The organism is Burkholderia glumae LMG 2196 = ATCC 33617 (genome assembly GCF_000960995.1).
GTDB lineage: Bacteria > Pseudomonadota > Gammaproteobacteria > Burkholderiales > Burkholderiaceae > Burkholderia > Burkholderia glumae.
In genome coordinates this window covers 1,261,499-1,279,399 of the sequence record NZ_CP009434.1, presented here as the reverse complement: position 1 = coordinate 1,279,399, position 17,901 = coordinate 1,261,499, and the positions used below count along the sequence as shown (strand labels likewise).

Annotated in this window: 11 protein-coding genes and 2 pseudogenes; 6 read left to right on the top strand and 7 right to left on the bottom strand. The window is 72.5% G+C overall.

The window, feature by feature from the left end; genetic code table 11:
• Positions 1 to 37: 37 nt before the first annotated feature.
• The 4 genes from dapA to KS03_RS06735 form a co-directional block, all read right to left on the bottom strand.
• Positions 38 to 925, bottom strand: a complete 888-nt coding sequence (dapA, locus tag KS03_RS06750) for a 4-hydroxy-tetrahydrodipicolinate synthase (protein WP_015877569.1) — start codon at positions 923 to 925, stop codon at positions 38 to 40.
• Positions 926 to 1,049: 124 nt separating this feature from the next.
• Positions 1,050 to 2,198 carry a porin gene (locus KS03_RS06745; protein WP_474117470.1) on the bottom strand — a complete coding sequence of 383 codons (1,149 nt, stop codon included), beginning with the start codon at positions 2,196 to 2,198 and terminating at the stop codon, positions 1,050 to 1,052.
• A gap of 597 nt (positions 2,199 to 2,795) precedes the next feature.
• Positions 2,796 to 4,151 carry an APC family permease gene (locus tag KS03_RS06740; protein WP_015877571.1) on the bottom strand — a complete coding sequence of 452 codons (1,356 nt, stop codon included), beginning with the start codon at positions 4,149 to 4,151 and terminating at the stop codon, positions 2,796 to 2,798.
• 201 nt (positions 4,152 to 4,352) lie between these two features.
• A complete protein-coding gene (locus KS03_RS06735) occupies positions 4,353 to 5,192 on the bottom strand; it encodes a carbon-nitrogen hydrolase family protein (RefSeq protein ID WP_015877572.1) in 840 nt (279 codons plus the stop codon).
• Positions 5,193 to 5,329: 137 nt separating this feature from the next.
• Here KS03_RS06735 and KS03_RS06730 point away from each other — a divergent pair, with 137 nt between their 5' ends.
• Together KS03_RS06730 and KS03_RS06720 are read left to right on the top strand one after the other, a co-directional pair.
• Positions 5,330 to 6,175, top strand: a complete 846-nt coding sequence (locus tag KS03_RS06730; RefSeq protein WP_015877573.1) for a helix-turn-helix transcriptional regulator — start codon at positions 5,330 to 5,332, stop codon at positions 6,173 to 6,175.
• Positions 6,176 to 6,485: 310 nt separating this feature from the next.
• Positions 6,486 to 11,384, top strand: coding sequence for a DEAD/DEAH box helicase (locus tag KS03_RS06720; protein WP_015877574.1), 4,899 nt, complete (start codon positions 6,486 to 6,488; stop codon positions 11,382 to 11,384).
• A gap of 103 nt (positions 11,385 to 11,487) precedes the next feature.
• Here the strand turns inward: KS03_RS06720 and KS03_RS06715 are convergent, their stop codons facing one another.
• Complete coding sequence (locus KS03_RS06715) at positions 11,488 to 12,612, bottom strand: MBL fold metallo-hydrolase (protein WP_015877575.1); 1,125 nt, start codon at positions 12,610 to 12,612, stop codon at positions 11,488 to 11,490.
• An 82-nt stretch (positions 12,613 to 12,694) separates the two neighbouring features.
• Here KS03_RS06715 and KS03_RS06710 point away from each other — a divergent pair, with 82 nt between their 5' ends.
• Together KS03_RS06710 and KS03_RS32680 are read left to right on the top strand one after the other, a co-directional pair.
• Positions 12,695 to 13,330, top strand: coding sequence for a TetR/AcrR family transcriptional regulator (locus tag KS03_RS06710; RefSeq protein WP_015877576.1), 636 nt, complete (start codon positions 12,695 to 12,697; stop codon positions 13,328 to 13,330).
• Positions 13,331 to 13,475: 145 nt separating this feature from the next.
• Positions 13,476 to 14,063 (top strand): annotated as a pseudogene (locus KS03_RS32680) (nucleotidyltransferase family protein); the annotation flags it as partial.
• 355 nt (positions 14,064 to 14,418) lie between these two features.
• Here KS03_RS32680 and KS03_RS06700 read toward each other — a convergent pair.
• The gene (locus KS03_RS06700) at positions 14,419 to 15,390 is read right to left on the bottom strand and encodes an SMP-30/gluconolactonase/LRE family protein (protein WP_015877578.1); all 972 of its coding nucleotides are present in this window, start codon (positions 15,388 to 15,390) and stop codon (positions 14,419 to 14,421) included.
• Between the two features lie 205 nt (positions 15,391 to 15,595).
• Here KS03_RS06700 and KS03_RS06695 point away from each other — a divergent pair, with 205 nt between their 5' ends.
• Positions 15,596 to 16,264, top strand: coding sequence for a DsbA family oxidoreductase (locus KS03_RS06695; RefSeq protein WP_015877579.1), 669 nt, complete (start codon positions 15,596 to 15,598; stop codon positions 16,262 to 16,264).
• 138 nt (positions 16,265 to 16,402) lie between these two features.
• A pseudogene (locus KS03_RS06690) lies at positions 16,403 to 17,110 on the top strand (GNAT family N-acetyltransferase); the annotation flags it as partial.
• Between the two features lie 118 nt (positions 17,111 to 17,228).
• Here the strand turns inward: KS03_RS06690 and KS03_RS06685 are convergent.
• The gene (locus KS03_RS06685) at positions 17,229 to 17,897 is read right to left on the bottom strand and encodes a DNA-3-methyladenine glycosylase I (protein ID WP_045678737.1); all 669 of its coding nucleotides are present in this window, start codon (positions 17,895 to 17,897) and stop codon (positions 17,229 to 17,231) included.
• Positions 17,898 to 17,901 lie beyond the last annotated feature (4 nt).

Genomic DNA, 17,901 nt, shown 5'->3' with positions numbered 1-17,901 from the left:
GCTTGGATTGCGCTTCGCTCGGATTTCGACGGCGGCCTCAGGCGACGCGCGGATAGCTCGCCAGCGCCTGGGCGAGCTTCTCGCGCGTGGCGGCGTCGAGCGCCTGTGCCGGCGCGCGTGCCGGACCGGCCGGCATGCCGAGCAGCGCCGCGGCGGTCTTGAGCACGACCGGCATGGTGCCGAGCGCGAATGCGTCGCGCAGGGCCCGCAGCGACTCCTGGGCGCGCCGCGCGGCTTCGATCTCGCCGGCCTGGAAGTGATTCCAGATCGACATGACGACGTCGGGCACGGCGTTCGTGGTGGCGGCCACGGCGCCGTCGCCGCCCGCGATGAGGGTCCACAGGATCATCGAATCGGTGCCGGTGAACACGGCGAAATCATCGCGGCGCAGGCCGATGAGCTGCAGCAGGCGGTCGAAGTCGCCGCCGCTGTCCTTGATGCCGCGAATGTTCGGAATCTCGGCGAGGCGGCGCACCGTGTCGACGGTCAAGGTGATGCCGGCCTTGGCGGGAATCGTGTAGAGCATCACGGGCAGCGGCGTCGCGCGCGCGATGCGCTCGTAATGCCTGAAGAGTTCGGCTTGCGTCGCACCGTTGAAGTACGGCGTGATGACCGAGACCGCATCCACGCCCGCGTCCTGCATCTTCGTGTTGAGGGCGATCACCTCGCGCGTGGCGTAGGCGCCGGTCCCGGCGATCACGGGCACGCGCGAGCGCGCCTGATCGACGGCAATGCGTGCGATGCGCAGCTTCTCGGCTTCCGAGAGCGCGATGAATTCGCCGTTGGTGCCGAGCACGAACAGCGCATGCACGCCCTTTTCGATCAGGCGCTCGACGAGGGTGCGCAGGCCCGCTTCGTCGACCTCCTCGTCGGCATTCATCGGGGTGATGAGGGCGGGGACGATGCCCCGGAAATTCACTGTCATGCTCGTCTCTCCTCGTCGCCGTCGCACCGCGCTCTGCTGCACGCGCGGTGCAGCGTCGTGCCTGCGACGCAGTTGGCGGCGCCCGCCTCGAACGCCGCCGGGTTTTCAATCCGCGCCCACGCCCCTAGAACTTGTGGCGCAGCCCCAATGCCGCGACGACCTGATGCGAATTGCTCGATGCCGTGATCGGCCAGAGCGCGGCCACGGCGGCCTTGCCGGTCGAATCCGTGCCGCTCGCGTGCTGATATGCCGCCGTGAGATAGACGTCGGTGCGCTTCGAGAACAGGTAGTCGCCACCGATGTTGAGCTGGTGGTAGTGCGCGTTGCCCGCGCCATGGCTGTTGGTGTAGCCGTAGGCCACGCCGAGCAGCACCGAGGGCGTGAACCGGTAGCTGAAACTGACTTCGGCGTTGTCGAACACGACCGTGGCGTTGCGGTAGGCGGCGACCGGCGCGGCGGCGGCACCCGAGCCGAGATCCTCGAAACGCGAGTTCGAATACGCGAGGCCGAACCTGGCCTTGCCGAACCTGTAGTTGCCGGCCACCGACGCCACGCGCTGCGCGCGTGCCGAGGTGTAGCCGGAGAAGATCGGCGAATTGTTCGGCGAGATCGCGGGCGAACCCGCGGTGCCGTCCCACAGCGCCGTGTTCGGGCGAGAGGTGTCGATATAGGACACGCCCAGCGCGAGCGGGCCCTGGTCGTAGCCGGCCGCGACGCTCCAGATGCGATTGCGGTTGAAGTCGCCCGCCGTGCCGCCGAAGCTGAACAGCGCACCGGCGCGGAAGCCGTGATAGCTGCGGCTCGAGAACTTCACGCTGTTGCTGATACGCGAGTTGACGTAGAGGTTGTCGGTGTCGCCGGGATGCGCGCCGATGCCGCCGGCGAACTGGTTCGACGCCACCAGCGGCCCGAGAAAGTCCGCCGACGGTTCGTTCTGGCGGCCCAGCGTGAGCGTGCCGTACGGCGTGGCCGCGCCCACCCACGCGGCGCGGCCGAACATGCGGCCGTTCTGGCCCAGCGTGCCCGCGGTGCCGCTGAAGCCGTTCTCGAGCTGGAAGATGGCCGCGTAGCCGCCGCCGAGATCTTCCGCGCCCTTCAAGCCCCAGCGGCTGCCGGATTCGACGCCGCTCGACATCTGGTAGTTGCCGGCGCCTTTCTGGTTGTTCGTGTAGACGAGCGAGGTGTCGAGCAAACCGTAGAGGGTGACACTGCTTTGCGCGTGCGCGCCCATGGCGACGCCCAACAAGCCAAGCAAGGCGGTGGAGCTTCTCATCATCTGTTTCGTCTCCGGCAGGCTTTTTGACCGATTCGATCAATCCCGTTGCATCAGCGGCGCCTTCCCGCCGCCCAGCTGATCGTTCGCGTCATCCTATTTGATCGAAACGCGCAATTCAACCAAGGGAAAACCCGAAAACTTGATCGAGTCAATCAAAAAAGAAACGTGATCGGCTGCGCATACGCGTCGGAAGCTAGCGTTGCGGGCGTGCCGAGCGCGCCGGAACGCACGAGGAACGGCGGCAATGATCGAATCGATCAGCTTTCGAGAGTGCGGGGGGCGGGTGTCGGGTGACGGAGGCCGGCGCGGGCCGGGAGGGCCCCGAGCTCATGGGCTGGGCGACGGCGCGTCACCGGCGCCTACGGCAAATGGCGTCGAGCGCCGCCAATGCGGGCTGGGGAGCGCTCCGAATCGGGTCTTCGGTGCCGGTTTCCGGGCGGCAGCGCCGCGGCGGCCAGCCGTCGAACGGCGTCAAAGGCGGCTATTGCTGGCCCACGGGCCGCGCGCCGACGGCCGTCGGGATGCGTCGTGCGGTGTCGCAACTGCATGCCGGCCGCGGCCCGGCGAACCGCCGCCACGCCGGGCCGGCATGCCTCACACCGCGATGTCAGGCGGCGCCTGGCGAAAACCGCGCGTCAGCCAGCCGAGGTAGGCCAGGCCGAGCACGAACCAGATCGCGCCGAGCACGAGCGCCGATTTTTCGAGGCTCAGCAGCAGCCAGACATCGGCGATCGCGCCGAGCGCCGGAAACAGCAGCCCGCCGACCGGCCCGAAGCGGCGCTGCGCCGGCGGCGTGACCAGGTACTGGCGCATCACGCAGAGGTTGACGGCCGTGAACGCGAGGAACGCGCCGAAGTTGATGAACGAGGTGGAGGTGGCCACGTCGAGCTTGAGCGCGATCAGCCCGACGATGCCGGCGAACCCGATGTTGAGCGCCGGCGTGCGAAAGCGCGGGTGCACGTAGCCGAAGATCCGGCGCGGCAGCACCTCGTCGCGGCCCATCGCATAGAGCAGCCGGCCGACGCTGGCCTGCGCCGAGATGCCGGAGGCGAACTGCGCGAGGATCAGCCCGGCGAGGAACACCGACACGAACACGTCGCCGCCCACTTTCTTGGCGATCTCGAACGCGGCCGAATCGGGGTCCTTGAATACCGCGCCCGGATGCGCGAGCTGCAGCGTATAGGCCGCGATCACGAAGATCGCGCCGCCGATCAGCGCGATCAGCACGATCGCGCGCGGGATGGTCTTCTCGGGTTCGACGGTTTCCTCGGTCAAGGTCGAGACGGCGTCGAAGCCGAGGTACGAATACGCGGCGATGGCGGCGCCGGCCATGGTGGCCGACAGCGGCACCTTGGCGTTGAAGAACGGCTGCGCCGCGGCCAGCCCGCCCGGCCCCGCCGCGGCCAGCGCGTAGTGGCAGCACAGCACCACGAACAGCGCCACGATCACGAGCTGCACCAGCATCAGCACGATGTTGAAGCGGGTCGCCAGCTCGATGCCGAGGATGTTCAGCGCGCTGGTCAGCACGATGAACGCCACGATCCAGATCCATGCCGGAACCGACGGGAACGCCGCGCCCAGATAGGCCGCGCCGATCAGCCAGATCACCATCGGCAGGAAGAAGTAGTCGAGCAGCGTGGCCCAGCCGACCAGGAAGCCCAGATGCGCGTTGAAGCTCTTGCGCGTATAGGTGTAGGCCGAGCCCGCCACCGGGAACAGCCGCGCGAGCTTGCCGTAGCTGAGCGCGGTAAACACGATCGCGATCAGCGCCAGCAGGTAGGCGAGCGCGGCCGTGTCCTGGCTCGCGCCGGCCAGCACGCCGTAGGTGCCGTAGACGATCAGCGGGGCCATGTAGGCAAGGCCGAACAGCAGCACGGACGGCAGACCGAGCGCGCGCTTCAGGTGCGGCTCGTGGCCGGCCGCGAGCCGCGCCGGGGAGGATTGAGTCATGGTCGGGTCTCCAGTGAACGCGCCAGGCGCGTCCGAACGCAAAACACCAGGTTGCACGGCGCCGCACCGCGTGACGGCGTGGCCGGTCGGCACGCCGGGGCGCCGCGGTGGCGGCATGGGGATCATGGGTGGTTACGGCGAAAACGGACAGCGCAAAACGAACGGCAAAAACAACCAGCGGCAAACGAAATGACGATCCGCTCAGCGCGCGCGGATCACGCGGCCGCGGCCGTCGAACGGCGCGGCCGCGGCGTCCTGCGGATCGTCGTGCAGCACGAGGCCCACCCGCGCGTCGTGCAGATAGCTGTAGTGCTCGCGGCTCGCGGCCAGCAGCGTCGGATCGAGCCTCACGCAGAGCACCGCGTCCTCGCCGCGCAGCTCGCCCAGCACGTCGCCCGAGGGGCCGATCAGCGCCGACTCGCCGGGGAAGGTCAGGTTGTCGTCGCCGTCGCCGATCCGGTTCACGAGCGCGGCGAACATCTGGTTCTCCATCGCGCGCGCGACGATCGCGCGGCGATGCACGGGGCCGAACGGGTCCATGTTGCCGTTGGTGACGATCAGCAGGTCGGCACCGAGCGAGGCGATGGCGCGCGCAGTCTCCGGGAACTCGATGTCGTAGCAGATCAAGAGGCCCACCGTCATGCCCTTGAATTCGCAGACGGCGTAGCGATCGCCGGGCTCGAACACGCCGACGTCGGACGCCCAGAGGTGCGTTTTCCGGTAGCGCAGCGCGATCTCGCCATGCGCGTCGATCAGCAGCGTGGTGTTGAAGAAGCGGCCGCCGTCGCGCTCCGCGAAGCCCACCGCCACGCCCACGCCGGCCGCGCGGGCCGCCTCGCGCACCGCGGCGACCGACGGGCCGTCGAGCGCCTCGGCCACGTCGCGCACGCTCTCGCGCGTCGGGAAGCCCGTCAGCGTGGTCTCGGGGAAGACGATCAGGTCGGTGCCGTCGCGCCGCGCGCGGATCACCTCGGTCACGCGGGCCAGATTCGGTGCGATCTTGCCGTCGGCGACCGGAATCTGGGCGAGTTCGATTTGCATTGCTTGCCTCCTGTATGGCGGGCCGATAGACTCGCGCTCGCATTTCGCCGGCCGCTCGGGCGGCGGCGTGGCGCTATTATCGGGACGTTATTTTTGTCCAGGAATTCCCCACCTGGGTTACCACGATCGGAGGACACATGGAACTCGACTGGCGGGATCTCGCGTTTCACCACCACGTCGCGACGCTGATCGATGCGCTCGACAGCGCCGACTTCTGGACCCGCCTCGCCCGCGTGCTGCAGCGCTTCGCGCCGTTCGACAGCTGGGTCGGGCTGCTGTTCGCGCGCGATCGCGCGCCGCTCGTGTGCGCCGAATCGCCGACGCCCGACGGCACCGTCGACCAGATGTTCCAGAGCTACCTGGGCGCGCTCTACCAGCTCGACCCGTTCTATATCGCCGCCTGCGAGCGGCCCGTCTCGGGGCTCGTCACGCTCGAATCGGTCGCGCCCGACAATTTCAGAATGACCGATTACTACCAGCGCTATTTCAAGCGCAACATCATCGGCGACGAGGTGCAGTTCAATCACGCGATCGATGCCGGCCACACGCTGATCTTCTCGCTCGGCGCGACGCGCCGCTACGGCGAGCGCGACCTCGCCAGCTTCGCGCTGGTGGCGCCATGGGTGATCGCGCTGATGCGCCAGCGCCTGCCTTATGAAACCTTCACCGGCGGCAGCGCCCAGGGCGCGGCAACCGGCCCGGTGGAAGCCGTCGATGCCGCCGCGGCCGTGGCCGCGCGCGACGAAGCCGGCTATGTCGAGCATTTCGACCGCGTGGTGCAGCAGCGCGGGCACGCACCGCTGACCGCGCGCGAGGTGGAAGTGGTGCGGCTCGGCCTGAGCGGATTCTCCACGCGCGCGATCGCCGAGCGGCTGACGATCTCGTTCGAGACCGTGCGCGCGCACAAGAAACATATCTACGCGAAGCTCGGCGTCAGCTCGCAATCGGAGCTGTTCGCGCTGTTCTACGAGCCGGGGCGCTGAGCGGCCGGCCAGGCGCCGGGCGTGACGCAGGCGGCGCGGGCGCGACTGCGCGATGACAGCGGCGGCGCCGCCGGCACGCGAGTCGGCACCGCCGCCATTGCGATCGGCGCCGCCGTCCCCATCTGCTGCACGAGCCCGCGCCGGCGGCACGGCGGGCCGCCGGCGCGGGCCCGCCCCGGTTCGTCCTGAACCGCCTCGATCCGGCCCCCGGCAGACACCTCGCGGGTCTGGCACACTGGACCTCACACCTTCGTCGCGCGCCGCGCTCATCCACTTGTCCGATCCGTTGCCGCTGCCCGTTTCCGCCCCGCTGGGGGCCGCCGCCGCCCAGCCCGCCGACCCCGCGCTCGCCGCGTTCCATCCGGCCGTCGCCGGCTGGTTCGCGCATACCTTCGCCGCGCCCACCGGCGCGCAGGCGCGCGCCTGGCCGCTCATCAAGGCCGGCCGCTCGACGCTGGTGGCGGCGCCCACCGGCTCGGGCAAAACCCTCACGGCGTTCCTCTGCGCGATCGACGATCTGGTGCGCGACGCGCTCGCTCACGACGGCATGCTGCCCGACGCGACGCTGGTGGTGTATGTGTCGCCGCTCAAGGCGCTGTCCAACGACATCCGCGTGAACCTCGACGCCCCGCTCGCCGGCATCGCGCGCGAGCTCGCGCGGCGCGGCCTGCCGGTCCCCGAGATCCGCACCGCCGTGCGCACCGGCGACACCACGCCGGCCGAACGCAACGCGCAGCGCAAGCGCGCGCCGCATATCCTCGTGACCACGCCGGAATCGCTGTATGTGCTGCTGTCGTCGGAATCGGGGCGGCGCATGCTCTCGACGGTGCGCACCGCGATCGTCGACGAGATCCACGCGCTGGCCGGCAACAAGCGCGGCAGCCACCTGTCGCTGACGCTCGAACGGCTCGACGCGCTGGTGGGCCGGCCGCTGCCGCGCATCGGCCTGTCGGCGACGCAGCGGCCGATCGGGCTGGTCGCGCGCTTCCTGGTGGGCGGCAAGGACGCGGCGGCGCACCCGCAGACGGAGCGAGCCGACGCCCGCAGCGGCGAGGCGGCCAACCGCGCGGCGCACGACAGCGCGCCCGGCCCGGCAGGGGCCGGCCAATCGGAAGAATCGGGACAATCGGAAGAATCAGGCGAACCGTGCGCATCGGAGGGATCGGGCGCGAGCGCCCCGCCGCCCCACCCGGCAGCGGGCGGGCGCCCGCGCCGGCCCCGGCGCGCGGCCGCCGCGACGGCAACGCCCGAGGCGGCCGCGGCGGCCTGGCCCGCCGACTGCGCGATCGTCGACGTCGGCCACGCACGCGAGCGCGATCTCGCGCTCGAACTGCCGCCCGTGCCGCTCGAGCCGGTGATGGCCAACGACGTCTGGGAGCGCGTCTACGACCGCATCGCCGAGCTGGCGGCAGGGCATCGCACGACGCTGGTGTTCGTCAACACGCGGCGCATGGCGGAGCGGCTCGCGCGCCATCTCGGCGAGCGGCTCGGCCACGACCTGATCGCCGCGCACCACGGCAGCCTCGCCAAGGAATCCCGCTTCGACGCCGAGCAGCGCCTCAAGCACGGCCGGCTGAAGCTGCTGGTGGCCACCGCCTCGCTCGAGCTGGGCATCGACATCGGCGAGGTCGAGCTGGTCTGCCAGATCGGCTCGCCGCGCGGCATCGCGCCGTTCCTGCAGCGGGTCGGGCGCTCGGGCCACCAGGTCGGCGGCACGCCGAAGGGGCGCCTGTTCCCGCTCTCGCGCGACGAGCTGGTGGAGTGCGCGGCGCTGCTCGACTGCGTGGCGCGCGGCGAGCTAGACCGGCTGCGCGTGCCGCGCGCGCCGCTCGACGTGCTCGCGCAGCAGATCGTCGCCGAGGTGACCTGCGCCGAATGGGACGAGACCGAGCTCTGGCGGCGCTTCACGCACGCCGCGCCCTATGCGGACCTGTCGCGCGAGCGTTTCGACGAGGTGCTGGCGATGCTGGCCGAGGGGTTCTCGAGCCGGCGCGGCCCGCGCCGCGCCTACCTGCATCGCGACCGCAGCACCGGCACCGTGCGCGCCCGACGCGGCGCGCGGCTGACCGCCGTGACCTCGGGCGGCACGATCCCCGACAACGCCGACTACACGGTGCTGCTCGAACCGCAGGGAACCCAGATCGGCACCGTCAACGAGGATTTCGCGGTGGAGAGCCTGGCGGGCGACGTGTTCCAGCTCGGCAACCAGTCGTACCGCATCCTGCGTGTGGAGACGGGCCGCGTGCGCGTGGAGGATGCGCGCGGGCAGGCGCCGAACCTGCCGTTCTGGCTCGGCGAGGCGCCGGGGCGCAGCGACGAGTTGTCGGCCGGCGTGGCGCGGCTGCGCGCGCAGATCGACGCGCTGCTCGAACAGGGCGAACTCGACGCGGCGCGGCCGGCCGCCTCGCGTGCGATCGACACGGCGCGCGCAGGACGGCGGGCGGCGCACGCCTCGCCTCCCGCCCATCCGGCCGCGGCCGGCGCCGGCGCGGCCGACCCCGCGCCGGAACTCGCGCCGAGCCGGCTCGCGCCCGCGCTGGCCTGGCTCACCGGCTCGCTCGGCCTGCCGGACGAGGCCGCGCGCCAGATCGTCGAATACCTCGCGCGCGCGCGGGCCGCGCTCGGCGCGCTGCCGACCCGCGACACGCTCGTGATGGAGCGCTTCTTCGACGAATCGGGCGGCACCCAGCTGGTGATCCACTCGCCCTACGGCACCCGCATCAACCGCGCCTGGGGGCTCGCGCTGCGCAAGCGCTTCTGCCGCGCGTTCAACTTCGAGCTGCAGGCGGCCGCCACCGACGACGCGATCATCCTCTCCCTGTCGCTCGCGCACAGCTTCGTGCTGTCCGACGTCTGGCGCTACCTGCGCACCGCCACGGCCGAGCACGTGCTGGTGCAGGCGCTGCTCGACGCCCCGCTGTTCGGCGTGCGCTGGCGCTGGAACGCCACCACCTCGCTCGCGCTGCCGCGCTACACGGGCGGGCGCCGCACCGCGCCGCAACTGCAGCGCATGAAGAGCGAGGACCTGCTCGCGACGGTGTTCCCCGACCAGGTGGCCTGCGCCGAGAATCTCGTCGGCGAGCGCGAGGTGCCGCGCCATCCGCTCGTCGACCAGACGCTCGACGACTGCCTGCACGAGGCGCTCGACACCGAGGGCTGGCTCGCGCTGCTCGCGCGCATCGAGGCCGGCGAAATCGAGCTGATCGCGCGCGACCTGCCGGCGCCCTCGCCGCTTGCCGCCGAGATCCTCAACGCCAAGCCCTATGCGTTCCTCGACGACGCGCCGCTCGAGGAGCGCCGCACCCAGGCCGTGCTGGCGCGCCGCTGGACCGATCCCGAATCGGCCGACGATCTGGGCGCGCTCGATGCCGATGCGATCGACGCGGTGCGCGAGCAAGCGTGGCCGGCGGTGCGCGACGCCGACGAAGTCCACGACGCGCTCACCAGCCTGGCTTGCGTGTCCGACGAGGAAGCGCGCGCGCACCACGGCTGGCTCGCGGCGCTGACGAAGCTGGCGGCCGCCCGGCGCGTGGCCGCGCTGCGGCTTGCCGACGGCCGGGCGCTGTGGCTCGGCGCCGAACGCGTGGCCTGCCTGCGCGCGCTGCATCCCGAGGCGCGCCTGGAGCCGGCGCTCGCCGCGCCCGAGCGCGGCGGCACGCCGTGGACGGCCGACACCGCGCTGCTCGACGTGATCCGCGCGCGGCTGACCGGCTTCGGGCCGCTGCCGGCCGCGGCGATCGCCGCGCCGCTCGGGCTGCCGCAGGCCGCCGTGGAAGCCGCACTGGTCGCGCTCGAAAGCGAGGGTTACGTGATGCGCGGGCGCTTCACGCCGGGCGCCCTCGCCGAGGAGTGGTGCGAGCGCCATCTGCTCGCGCGGATTCATCGCTATACGGTCAAGCGCCTGCGCCGCGAGATCGAGCCCGTGGAGCGCGCCGATTTCATGCGCTTCCTGTTCCACTGGCAGCACCTGAGCGCCGATACGCGCGGCATGGGCCGCGAGGCGCTGGCCGCCGTGATCGAGCAGCTCGAGGGCTTCGAGGCGGCCGCCGGCGCGTGGGAAGACGACCTGCTGCCGGCCCGCGTGGCCGACTACGCGACGGGCGGCATCGACGAGCTGTGCCGCTCGGGCCGCGTCGTCTGGACCCGCATCGCGCCGCCGGCACGCTCGCCGGGCGAGCGCGCGCCGGCGGCCGACGCGGGCGCAGGCGGCGGGCGCGGCCCGCGCGGCGCCGCGAAAACCGCCGCCGGCCCGCTGAAGACCACGCCGATCGTGCTGCTGCCGCGCCGCAACGTCGGCGCCTGGCAGGCGCTGCACGACGAACGCGCGCAGCCGGCGCTGTCGGCGCGCGCGCAGCGCGTGCACGACGCCTTGGCCGCGCACGGTGCGATGTTCTTCGACGAACTCGTCGACGACGCACGCCTGCTGCCCGTCGAACTAGAGCAGGCCCTCGGCGAACTCGTCGCGGCCGGCCGCGTGAACGCCGACAGCTTCGCCGGGCTGCGCGCGCTGCTGCGTCCCGCCGTCAAGCGCAGCGCGTACTACTCGCCGCGCACGCGCCGCGGCGGCGCGCTGATCGGCGGCATGGACGACGCCGGGCGCTGGGCGCTGGTGCGGCGGCCCGTGCCCGTGACGGCGGCCGCCGGCGCCGAGGCCGATGCGGCCGCGGCGCACCGCGACGGCATCGACGGCGCAGGCGGCGAACCCCTGGCCCGCGCCGGCACCTCGCGCACCAGCGCTGCGGGCCCGGCGCCGCGCGAGGCGCTCGAGCACATCGCCTGGACGCTGCTGCGCCGCTACGGCGTGGTGTTCTGGCGGCTGCTCGAGCGCGAGGCCGCGTGGCTGCCGCCGTGGCGCGACCTGCTGCGCGTGTACCAGCGGCTCGAGGCGCGCGGCGAGATTCGCGGCGGACGTTTCGTGGCCGGGCTGGCGGGCGAGCAGTTCGCGCTGCCCGAGGCGATCCCGGTGCTGCGCGAGCTGCGCCGGCAGCCGGCCGACGGCCAGTGGACCGTGGTCAGCGGCGCCGATCCGCTGAATCTGGCCGGCACGCTGCTGCCGGGCCGCAAGGTAGCGGCGCTGGCCGGCAACCGCGTGCTCTATCGCGACGGCGTGGCGGTGGCGGCGCTGGTCGGCGGCGAGTTCGTCTACGAGGATGCGCTGTGCGCCGCCGAGCACGAGACGGCGCGCGTGAAGCTGGCGCGGCGGCGCTGACGGCCGCCGTCACGGCTCGCGAGCGCGGCGGCGGATCGCGGATGCCGCGCACGCATCGGCCCAGCGCACCGCCCGGCGCAGCCGGCCCAGGCAGCGGGCGGCCTCACACCCCGGACGCGTCCTCGCGGCCGCCGCGCCAGCCGCGCCAGCGCGCGGGCTTCGCCGGCGCGTCGGCCACGGCGCGCCACCAGCGCTCGCCGCGATGCGGCGCCTGCAGATCGAGCCGCTCGCCCATGCGCGGCGTGGCGAGCGCGATCCCGCGCGCGGCGGCGAGCCCGAACACGCGCTCGAACGGCTCCTGCCAGCGGTGCATCGCCAGATCGAAGGTGCCGTTGTGGACCGGCACCAGCCAGCGGCCGCGCAGGTCCACGTGGGCCTGCACGGTCTGCTCGGGCTGCATGTGGACGTAGGGCCATTGTGCGTCGTAGGCGCCCGTCTCCAGCAGCGTCACGTCGAACGGGCCGCAGCGCTCGCCGATCTCGCGAAAGCCGTCGAAATAGCCGGTGTCGCCGCTGAAGAACACGCGCAGGCCGCCCTCGACGATGGTCCACGAGGCCCACAGCGTGCGATCGCCGTCGAACAGGCTGCGCCCCGAGAAATGCTGCGCGGGCGTGGCCGTGAACGCGACGCCGTGCAGTTCGGTGCCCTGCCACCAGTCGAACTGGCGCACCTTCGCCGCGTCAATGCCCCATTCGATCAGCCGGTCGCCGACGCCGAGCGGCGTCAGGAACACGCCGGTGCCGGCCGCGAGCGCGAGCACCGTGTCGCGATCGAGGTGATCGTAGTGGTCGTGCGAGAGGATCACGCCGGCCAGCGGCGGCAGGTCCGCCAGTGCGACAGGCGGCGCGTGGAAGCGCTTCGGGCCGAAGCGCCGCAACGGCGAGGCGCGCTCGGCGAACACCGGATCGGTCAGCCAGAAGCGGCCGCGCAGCTTCAGCAGCAGGGTCGAGTGGCCGAGCCGGAACAGGCTCCGGTCGGGCGCGGCCTCGAGCCCGGCGCGCGTGAGCGCGTCCACCGGCAGCGCGGCGGCCGGCGCCGTGCCGCCCGGCTTCTTGAAGAGCACGTTCCAGGCGATCGACAACCTCTTGCCTGCGCCCTCCGCCGGGCGCGGCCGCAGGTTGCGAAAGCGCTCGCCGTCGTGCTGCGGCGACGCCGCAGCCCACGCCCGCGAGCGTCTTGCGGCGGCCATCCCGAGCAGGCGGCCGAGCCGGCGGGTAACGGAAGTCATCGAATCGGTCCGGCGCAAAAAGTAGACTCGCCAGTGTAGTTTATTTTCGAGAAAAGTAAACCGTCCGGTATAAAATTTGCCGATGGATTCCCACGCTCCCCCCACCCGCCTGACCGACCGGAAACGCGCCGCGATCGTCGGCGCGGCGATCGACGAATTCCTCTCGGCCGGCTACGACGCGACCAGCATGGACCGCATCGCGGCCAGTGCGCAGGTGTCGAAGCGCACCGTCTACAACCACTTCCCGAGCAAGGAGGCGCTGTTCGCGGCGATCCTGCAGCGGCTGTGGGAGGCGACGCGCGCCGGCGACGCGCCCGCCTACCGGCCCGCCGCGCCGCTGCGCGGCCAATTGATCGAACTGCTGCTGCGCAAGCTGCGGCTGCTCAGCGACGAAACCTTCCTGGCGCTGGTGCGCGTCGCGATCGCGGCCGCGATGCATTCCCCCGAACGGGCGAGGGAGATGGTGGTGCGGCTCGGCGAGCGCGAGGAGGACCTGACGGTCTGGGTTCGCGAGGCCGCCGCCGCCGGGCGCCTCGCCACCGACGATGCGCCGTTTGCCGCGCAGCAGTTGCAGGGGCTCGTGAAATCGTTCGCCTTCTGGCCGCAGGTGGCGATGGGCCAGCCGGCCGTGGACGGCGAGGCGCGCCTGCGGCTCGCGGAAACGACGGCCGACCTGTTCCTCGCGCGCTACGCGCGCGGCGAGACCGGCGGCGCTTGAGCCGGCGCCGGGGCGGCCCGGCTTGCGCCGCGCGTCCCGCCAGGCTGCGCAAGCCCCCGCATCATGCGCCTTGCGGCCGGCCCCGCTTGCGATTCGCCGGGGCCGATCGCACAATCGCCCTCACCTGCCGCCACCGCTTGCTTCGATGCCAGATCCCGTCCGCTCCCCGGCGCTCGTCGGCGTGCTGCTCGCCGCCGGCCTCGGCACCCGCTTCGATCCGCGCGGCCGCGACAGCAAGCTGCTCGCCGCGCTGCCCGACGGCACGCCGGTGGCGGTGGCCGCCGCGCGCCGCCTGCTCGCCGTGACGCCCGAGGTCCACGCCGTGGTGCGGCCCGGCGCCGGGCGGCTGGCCGACTACCTGGCCGGCGCCGGCTGCCGCGTGCTGCCGGCCGAGGCGTCGAAACAGGGAATGGGCGCGAGCCTGGCCGCCGCCGTGCGCGCCACGCGCGAGGCGGGCGGCTGGCTGGTCGCGCTTGGCGACATGCCGTGGATCGGCACGGCCGCGATCCGTGCCGTGGCGCAGGCCATCACGACCGGCCGCGCGGGCATCGCGGCCCCCCGGCACGGCGGCCGGCGCGGCCATCCGGTCGGCTTCGCGGCCGTGCACGGCGAGGCGCTCGCCGCGCTGGGCGGCGATGCCGGCGCCCGCGCGCTGCTCGGCTCGCATCCGGTCGAGCACATCGAGGTAGACGATCCGGGCGTGCTGCGCGATGTCGATACGCGCGAGGATCTGCTTGCGCATGCCGTGCCGCGGCACGGCCTGGCCGCGCTGTTCGATCCGCCGCCCGAGCGGTGGGGGCTGCGCGGCGATCCGCATCTGTGGGACGCGCTGCGCGCACGGCTGGCCGGCGTGCCGCTGCCGGACTCGGACGAGGCGTTCGAGGCCTGCATCGCCTCGGCCTATGCCGATCTGACCGGGCAGCCGCTGTCGCTGCGGCAGCCCGCCCAGGTGCCGGCGTTCGCGCATGGCGGCAGGTCGAGCGGCATGGTCTCGCCGCCGTTCTGGAGCGAGGTGGCGCTGCCGCTGCTGCGCGGGCGGCTCGCGGCGGCGCGGCGCCGCCCGTAGCCCGCGGGGCGCCCGCCCGTACTCAGCGCGCGCCGCGCAGCGGGAAGCGCGGCTCCGGCAGCCCGCGATAGGCGGTGGCCGCGACGAACACGCCGCCCGCGTGCGGATCGGCGGCGAGCGCGTCACCGTCGAGGCCCTCGCGCGCGCTCGTCACGTAGAGCGTGCGCCAGCCCTCGGCGCCGTCGGCCGGCTCGCCGGCGCGCTCGGGCGCCGGGCCGAACGACGGGCAGCTCGGCTGCGTGGTGGGGATCGCGATGCGATCCGTCTCCACGCCGTTCGGGTCGTAGCGCACCACGCGCGCGCCGCCCCACTGCGCGTTCCAGAGGCCGCCCTCGGCATCGACGGTCGAGCCGTCCGGGCCGCCCGTCGCGTCGGCCAGGGCCACGAAGGGCCGCACCTTCGCCACCGGGCCGTCGGGGCGGTAGTCGCACACCATGATCTGTCGCGTGAGCGTATCGCAGAAGTACATGCGCGCGCCGTCGGGCGAGAACGCGATGCTGTTGGCGATCGCCGCGGGCGGCAGCGCGAGCCGTTCGAGCGAACGGTCCGCGTTGAGCCGGTAGAAGCCGGTCGTGGCCTGCAGCGGATCGTGCTCGTCCTTCATGCCGAACACCAGATTGCCGGCGCGGTCGCAGCGCCCGTCGTTCACGCGCGAGCGCTGCCCCGGCTCGACCTCGACGATGCGCTCGAAGCGGCCGTCGCGCAGGTCGAACAGCGCCAGGTGCGAGGCGAGCCCCACCAGCAGCACGTCGCGCTCCTCGGTCAGCGCGAAGCAGCCGAGCCGCTCGGGCATCGGCCAGCTTTCGGTCCGGGGGGTCGCGCCGGGGCGGTGGCGCCAGAGCCGCGCCCCCTCGATGTCGGTCCAGTAGAACGCGTGGGCGAGCCCGCACCAGGTCGCGCATTCGCCGAGCACGTGGCGGGCATCGACCAGCAGCGTGGCGGCCGGCGCGCCGGCGGGTCGGTTCGGATCGGAGGAAACGGTGGTATCGGTCATCGGTAGTCGGTCGGGTGACGGTTCGTGGCCGGCCGCCGCATCGCCGCGACGGCCGCCGTTCCGCTCTGATACACGCTCGCGCCGCGAAACGCAAAACGCGGGCCGCGCGGCCCAGATAGTGGGCGCCTCGGGCGCGGCGCCGCCTGCGGGCCCGCGCGATTCGCGCTACCCTGTCGGCCTATCGCGTTCCGCCAGGATTTTCGTCATGTCTCAACCGTTGACCATCGATTTCGTTTCCGACGTCGCGTGCCCGTGGTGCGCGGTCGGCCTGTCCTCGCTGCTGATCGCGCTCGAGCGCGTGGGCGACGCGGCCGACGTGCAGATCCGCATGCATCCGTTCGAACTGAATCCGAACATGGGGCCGGAGGGCGAGTCGATCGTCGAGCACATCGGCAAGAAATACGGCCGCACGCCCGAGCAGGTCGCCGAAGCGCAGGCCATGCTCCGCGAGCGCGGCGCGAGCGTGGGCTTCACGTTCGGCCAGCGCGAGGCCATCCACAACACGTTCGACGCGCATCGCCTGCTGCACTGGGCCGGCCTCGAGGGCAGGCAACTGCCGCTCAAGCTCGAGCTGCTGCGCGCCTGCCACGGCGAGGGCAAGCGCACCGACGATCCGGAGCTGCTGGCCGCCGCCGCGCAGGCCGCCGGGCTCGACGCCGAACGCGCGCGCGAGGTGCTGGCAAGCGGCGCCTATGCCGGCGAGGTGCGCGCGGCCGAGCGCGAAGCGCAGGCGCTGGGCATCAGCTCGGTGCCGTCGGTCATCTTCAACGAGCGCTACCTGGTGACGGGCGGCCAGCCCGCCGAGGCCTTCGAGCGCGCGATCCGGCAGATCCTGGCCGAAGCGGCCGAGCCCACGGCGGGCCCCACGGCCTGAAGACCTGACGGCCCGCCCTGCCCGCCGCCGGCTCGCCGCGCGTGCGTGGCACCAGCGTTGCGGCCGCAACGGGTTCTTCCCTTCGGGCCGCGGCGCCACTACAGTGGGCGCATCTTCTTGCCGCTCGCCGAGGAACCGATGTCCACCCGCACCAATGAACACGGCCAGCCGATCGGGCCGGCCGTCGAAGGCTGGCGCGCACGCGCGCTGCCCGCCGCCGTCACGCTCGAAGGCCGCCACGGCCGGCTCGAACCGCTCGACGCGGCGCGCCATGCCGACGATCTGGCCGCCGCCTACCTCGGCGCGCCGGACGGCCGCGACTGGACCTACCTGCCCGTCGGCCCGTTCGCGAGCGTCGAGCAATATCGCGCCTATGCCGACGGCGCCGCGCGCAGCACCGACCCGCGCCACTACGCGGTGCTCGACCGCGCCACCGGCCGCGCGGTCGGCACGCTCGCGCTGATGCGGCAGGACGCGGCGCACGGCGTGATCGAGGTGGGCAGCGTGACGTTCTCGCCGGACCTGCAGCGCACGCCGCTGTCCACCGAGGCGCACTATCTGCTGATGGCCTACGCGTTCGACACGCTCGGCTACCGCCGCTACGAATGGAAATGCGACAGCCTGAACGCGCCGTCGCGGCGCGCCGCCGAGCGGCTCGGCTTCCGCTTCGAAGGCGTGTTCCGGCAGGCGATCGTCTACAAGGGCCGCTCGCGCGACACCGCCTGGTATTCGATCCTCGACATCGAATGGCCGCGCGTGAAGCGGGCCTTCGCCGCCTGGCTCGCGCCGGAGAACTTCGACGCCGACGGGCGCCAGCGGCGCGCGCTCGCCGAGCTGCGCGAGGCGGCCGGCTGAGCCAGGCGGCCGAGCGGCGCAGACGAGCGAGGCGGCCGAGCGGGACGGACCAGCGCGCCGACCGACCGGCCGATCAAACCGGCGGCCGGCCGGGCCCGGGCGGCGCGGCTCAGCGGCAGGCCGGCCGCCGGAACTCGCGGCGCGCGCGTTCGACCGTCTCGCGGCAGGCGCAGCCCGTCAGGTGATCGTTGACCATGCCGACCGCCTGCATCAGCGCATGGATGTTGGTCGGCCCGACGAAGGTCCAGCCGCGCCGCTTCATCGCCGCCGACAGCGCATGCGACTCGGGCGAGGTCGGGTTGCCCCGCCAGTAGTCGAGATCGATCGTGGCGGGCCGCGCACCCGGCGCCGGCTCGTATTGCCAGAGCCAGCCGGCCAGCGAACCGAATGCGTCCACGGCCTCGATGGCACGCCGCGCGTTGTTGATCACCGAGCGGATCTTGGCGCGATTGCGCACGATGCCGGCATCGGCCATCAGGCGCTCGATGTCGGGTTCGCCGTAGCCGGCGATGCGCCGGAAATCGAAATCGTCGAACGCCGCGCGGAAGTTCTCGCGCTTGCGCAGGATCGTGATCCAGGCCATGCCGGACTGGAAGCCTTCCAGGCAGATCTTCTCGAACAGCCGCCGTTCGTCGTCCACCGGCAGGCCCCATTCGGCGTCGTGATAGTCGGGCATGTCCGGCTGCCAATAGCAGCGCGGCACGCCATGCCGATCGTGAATCAGCCCCGGATTGTGTTGCGTCACGCTGGTGTCCGCTCCCGTTCTCGAAATAGCCATTGAA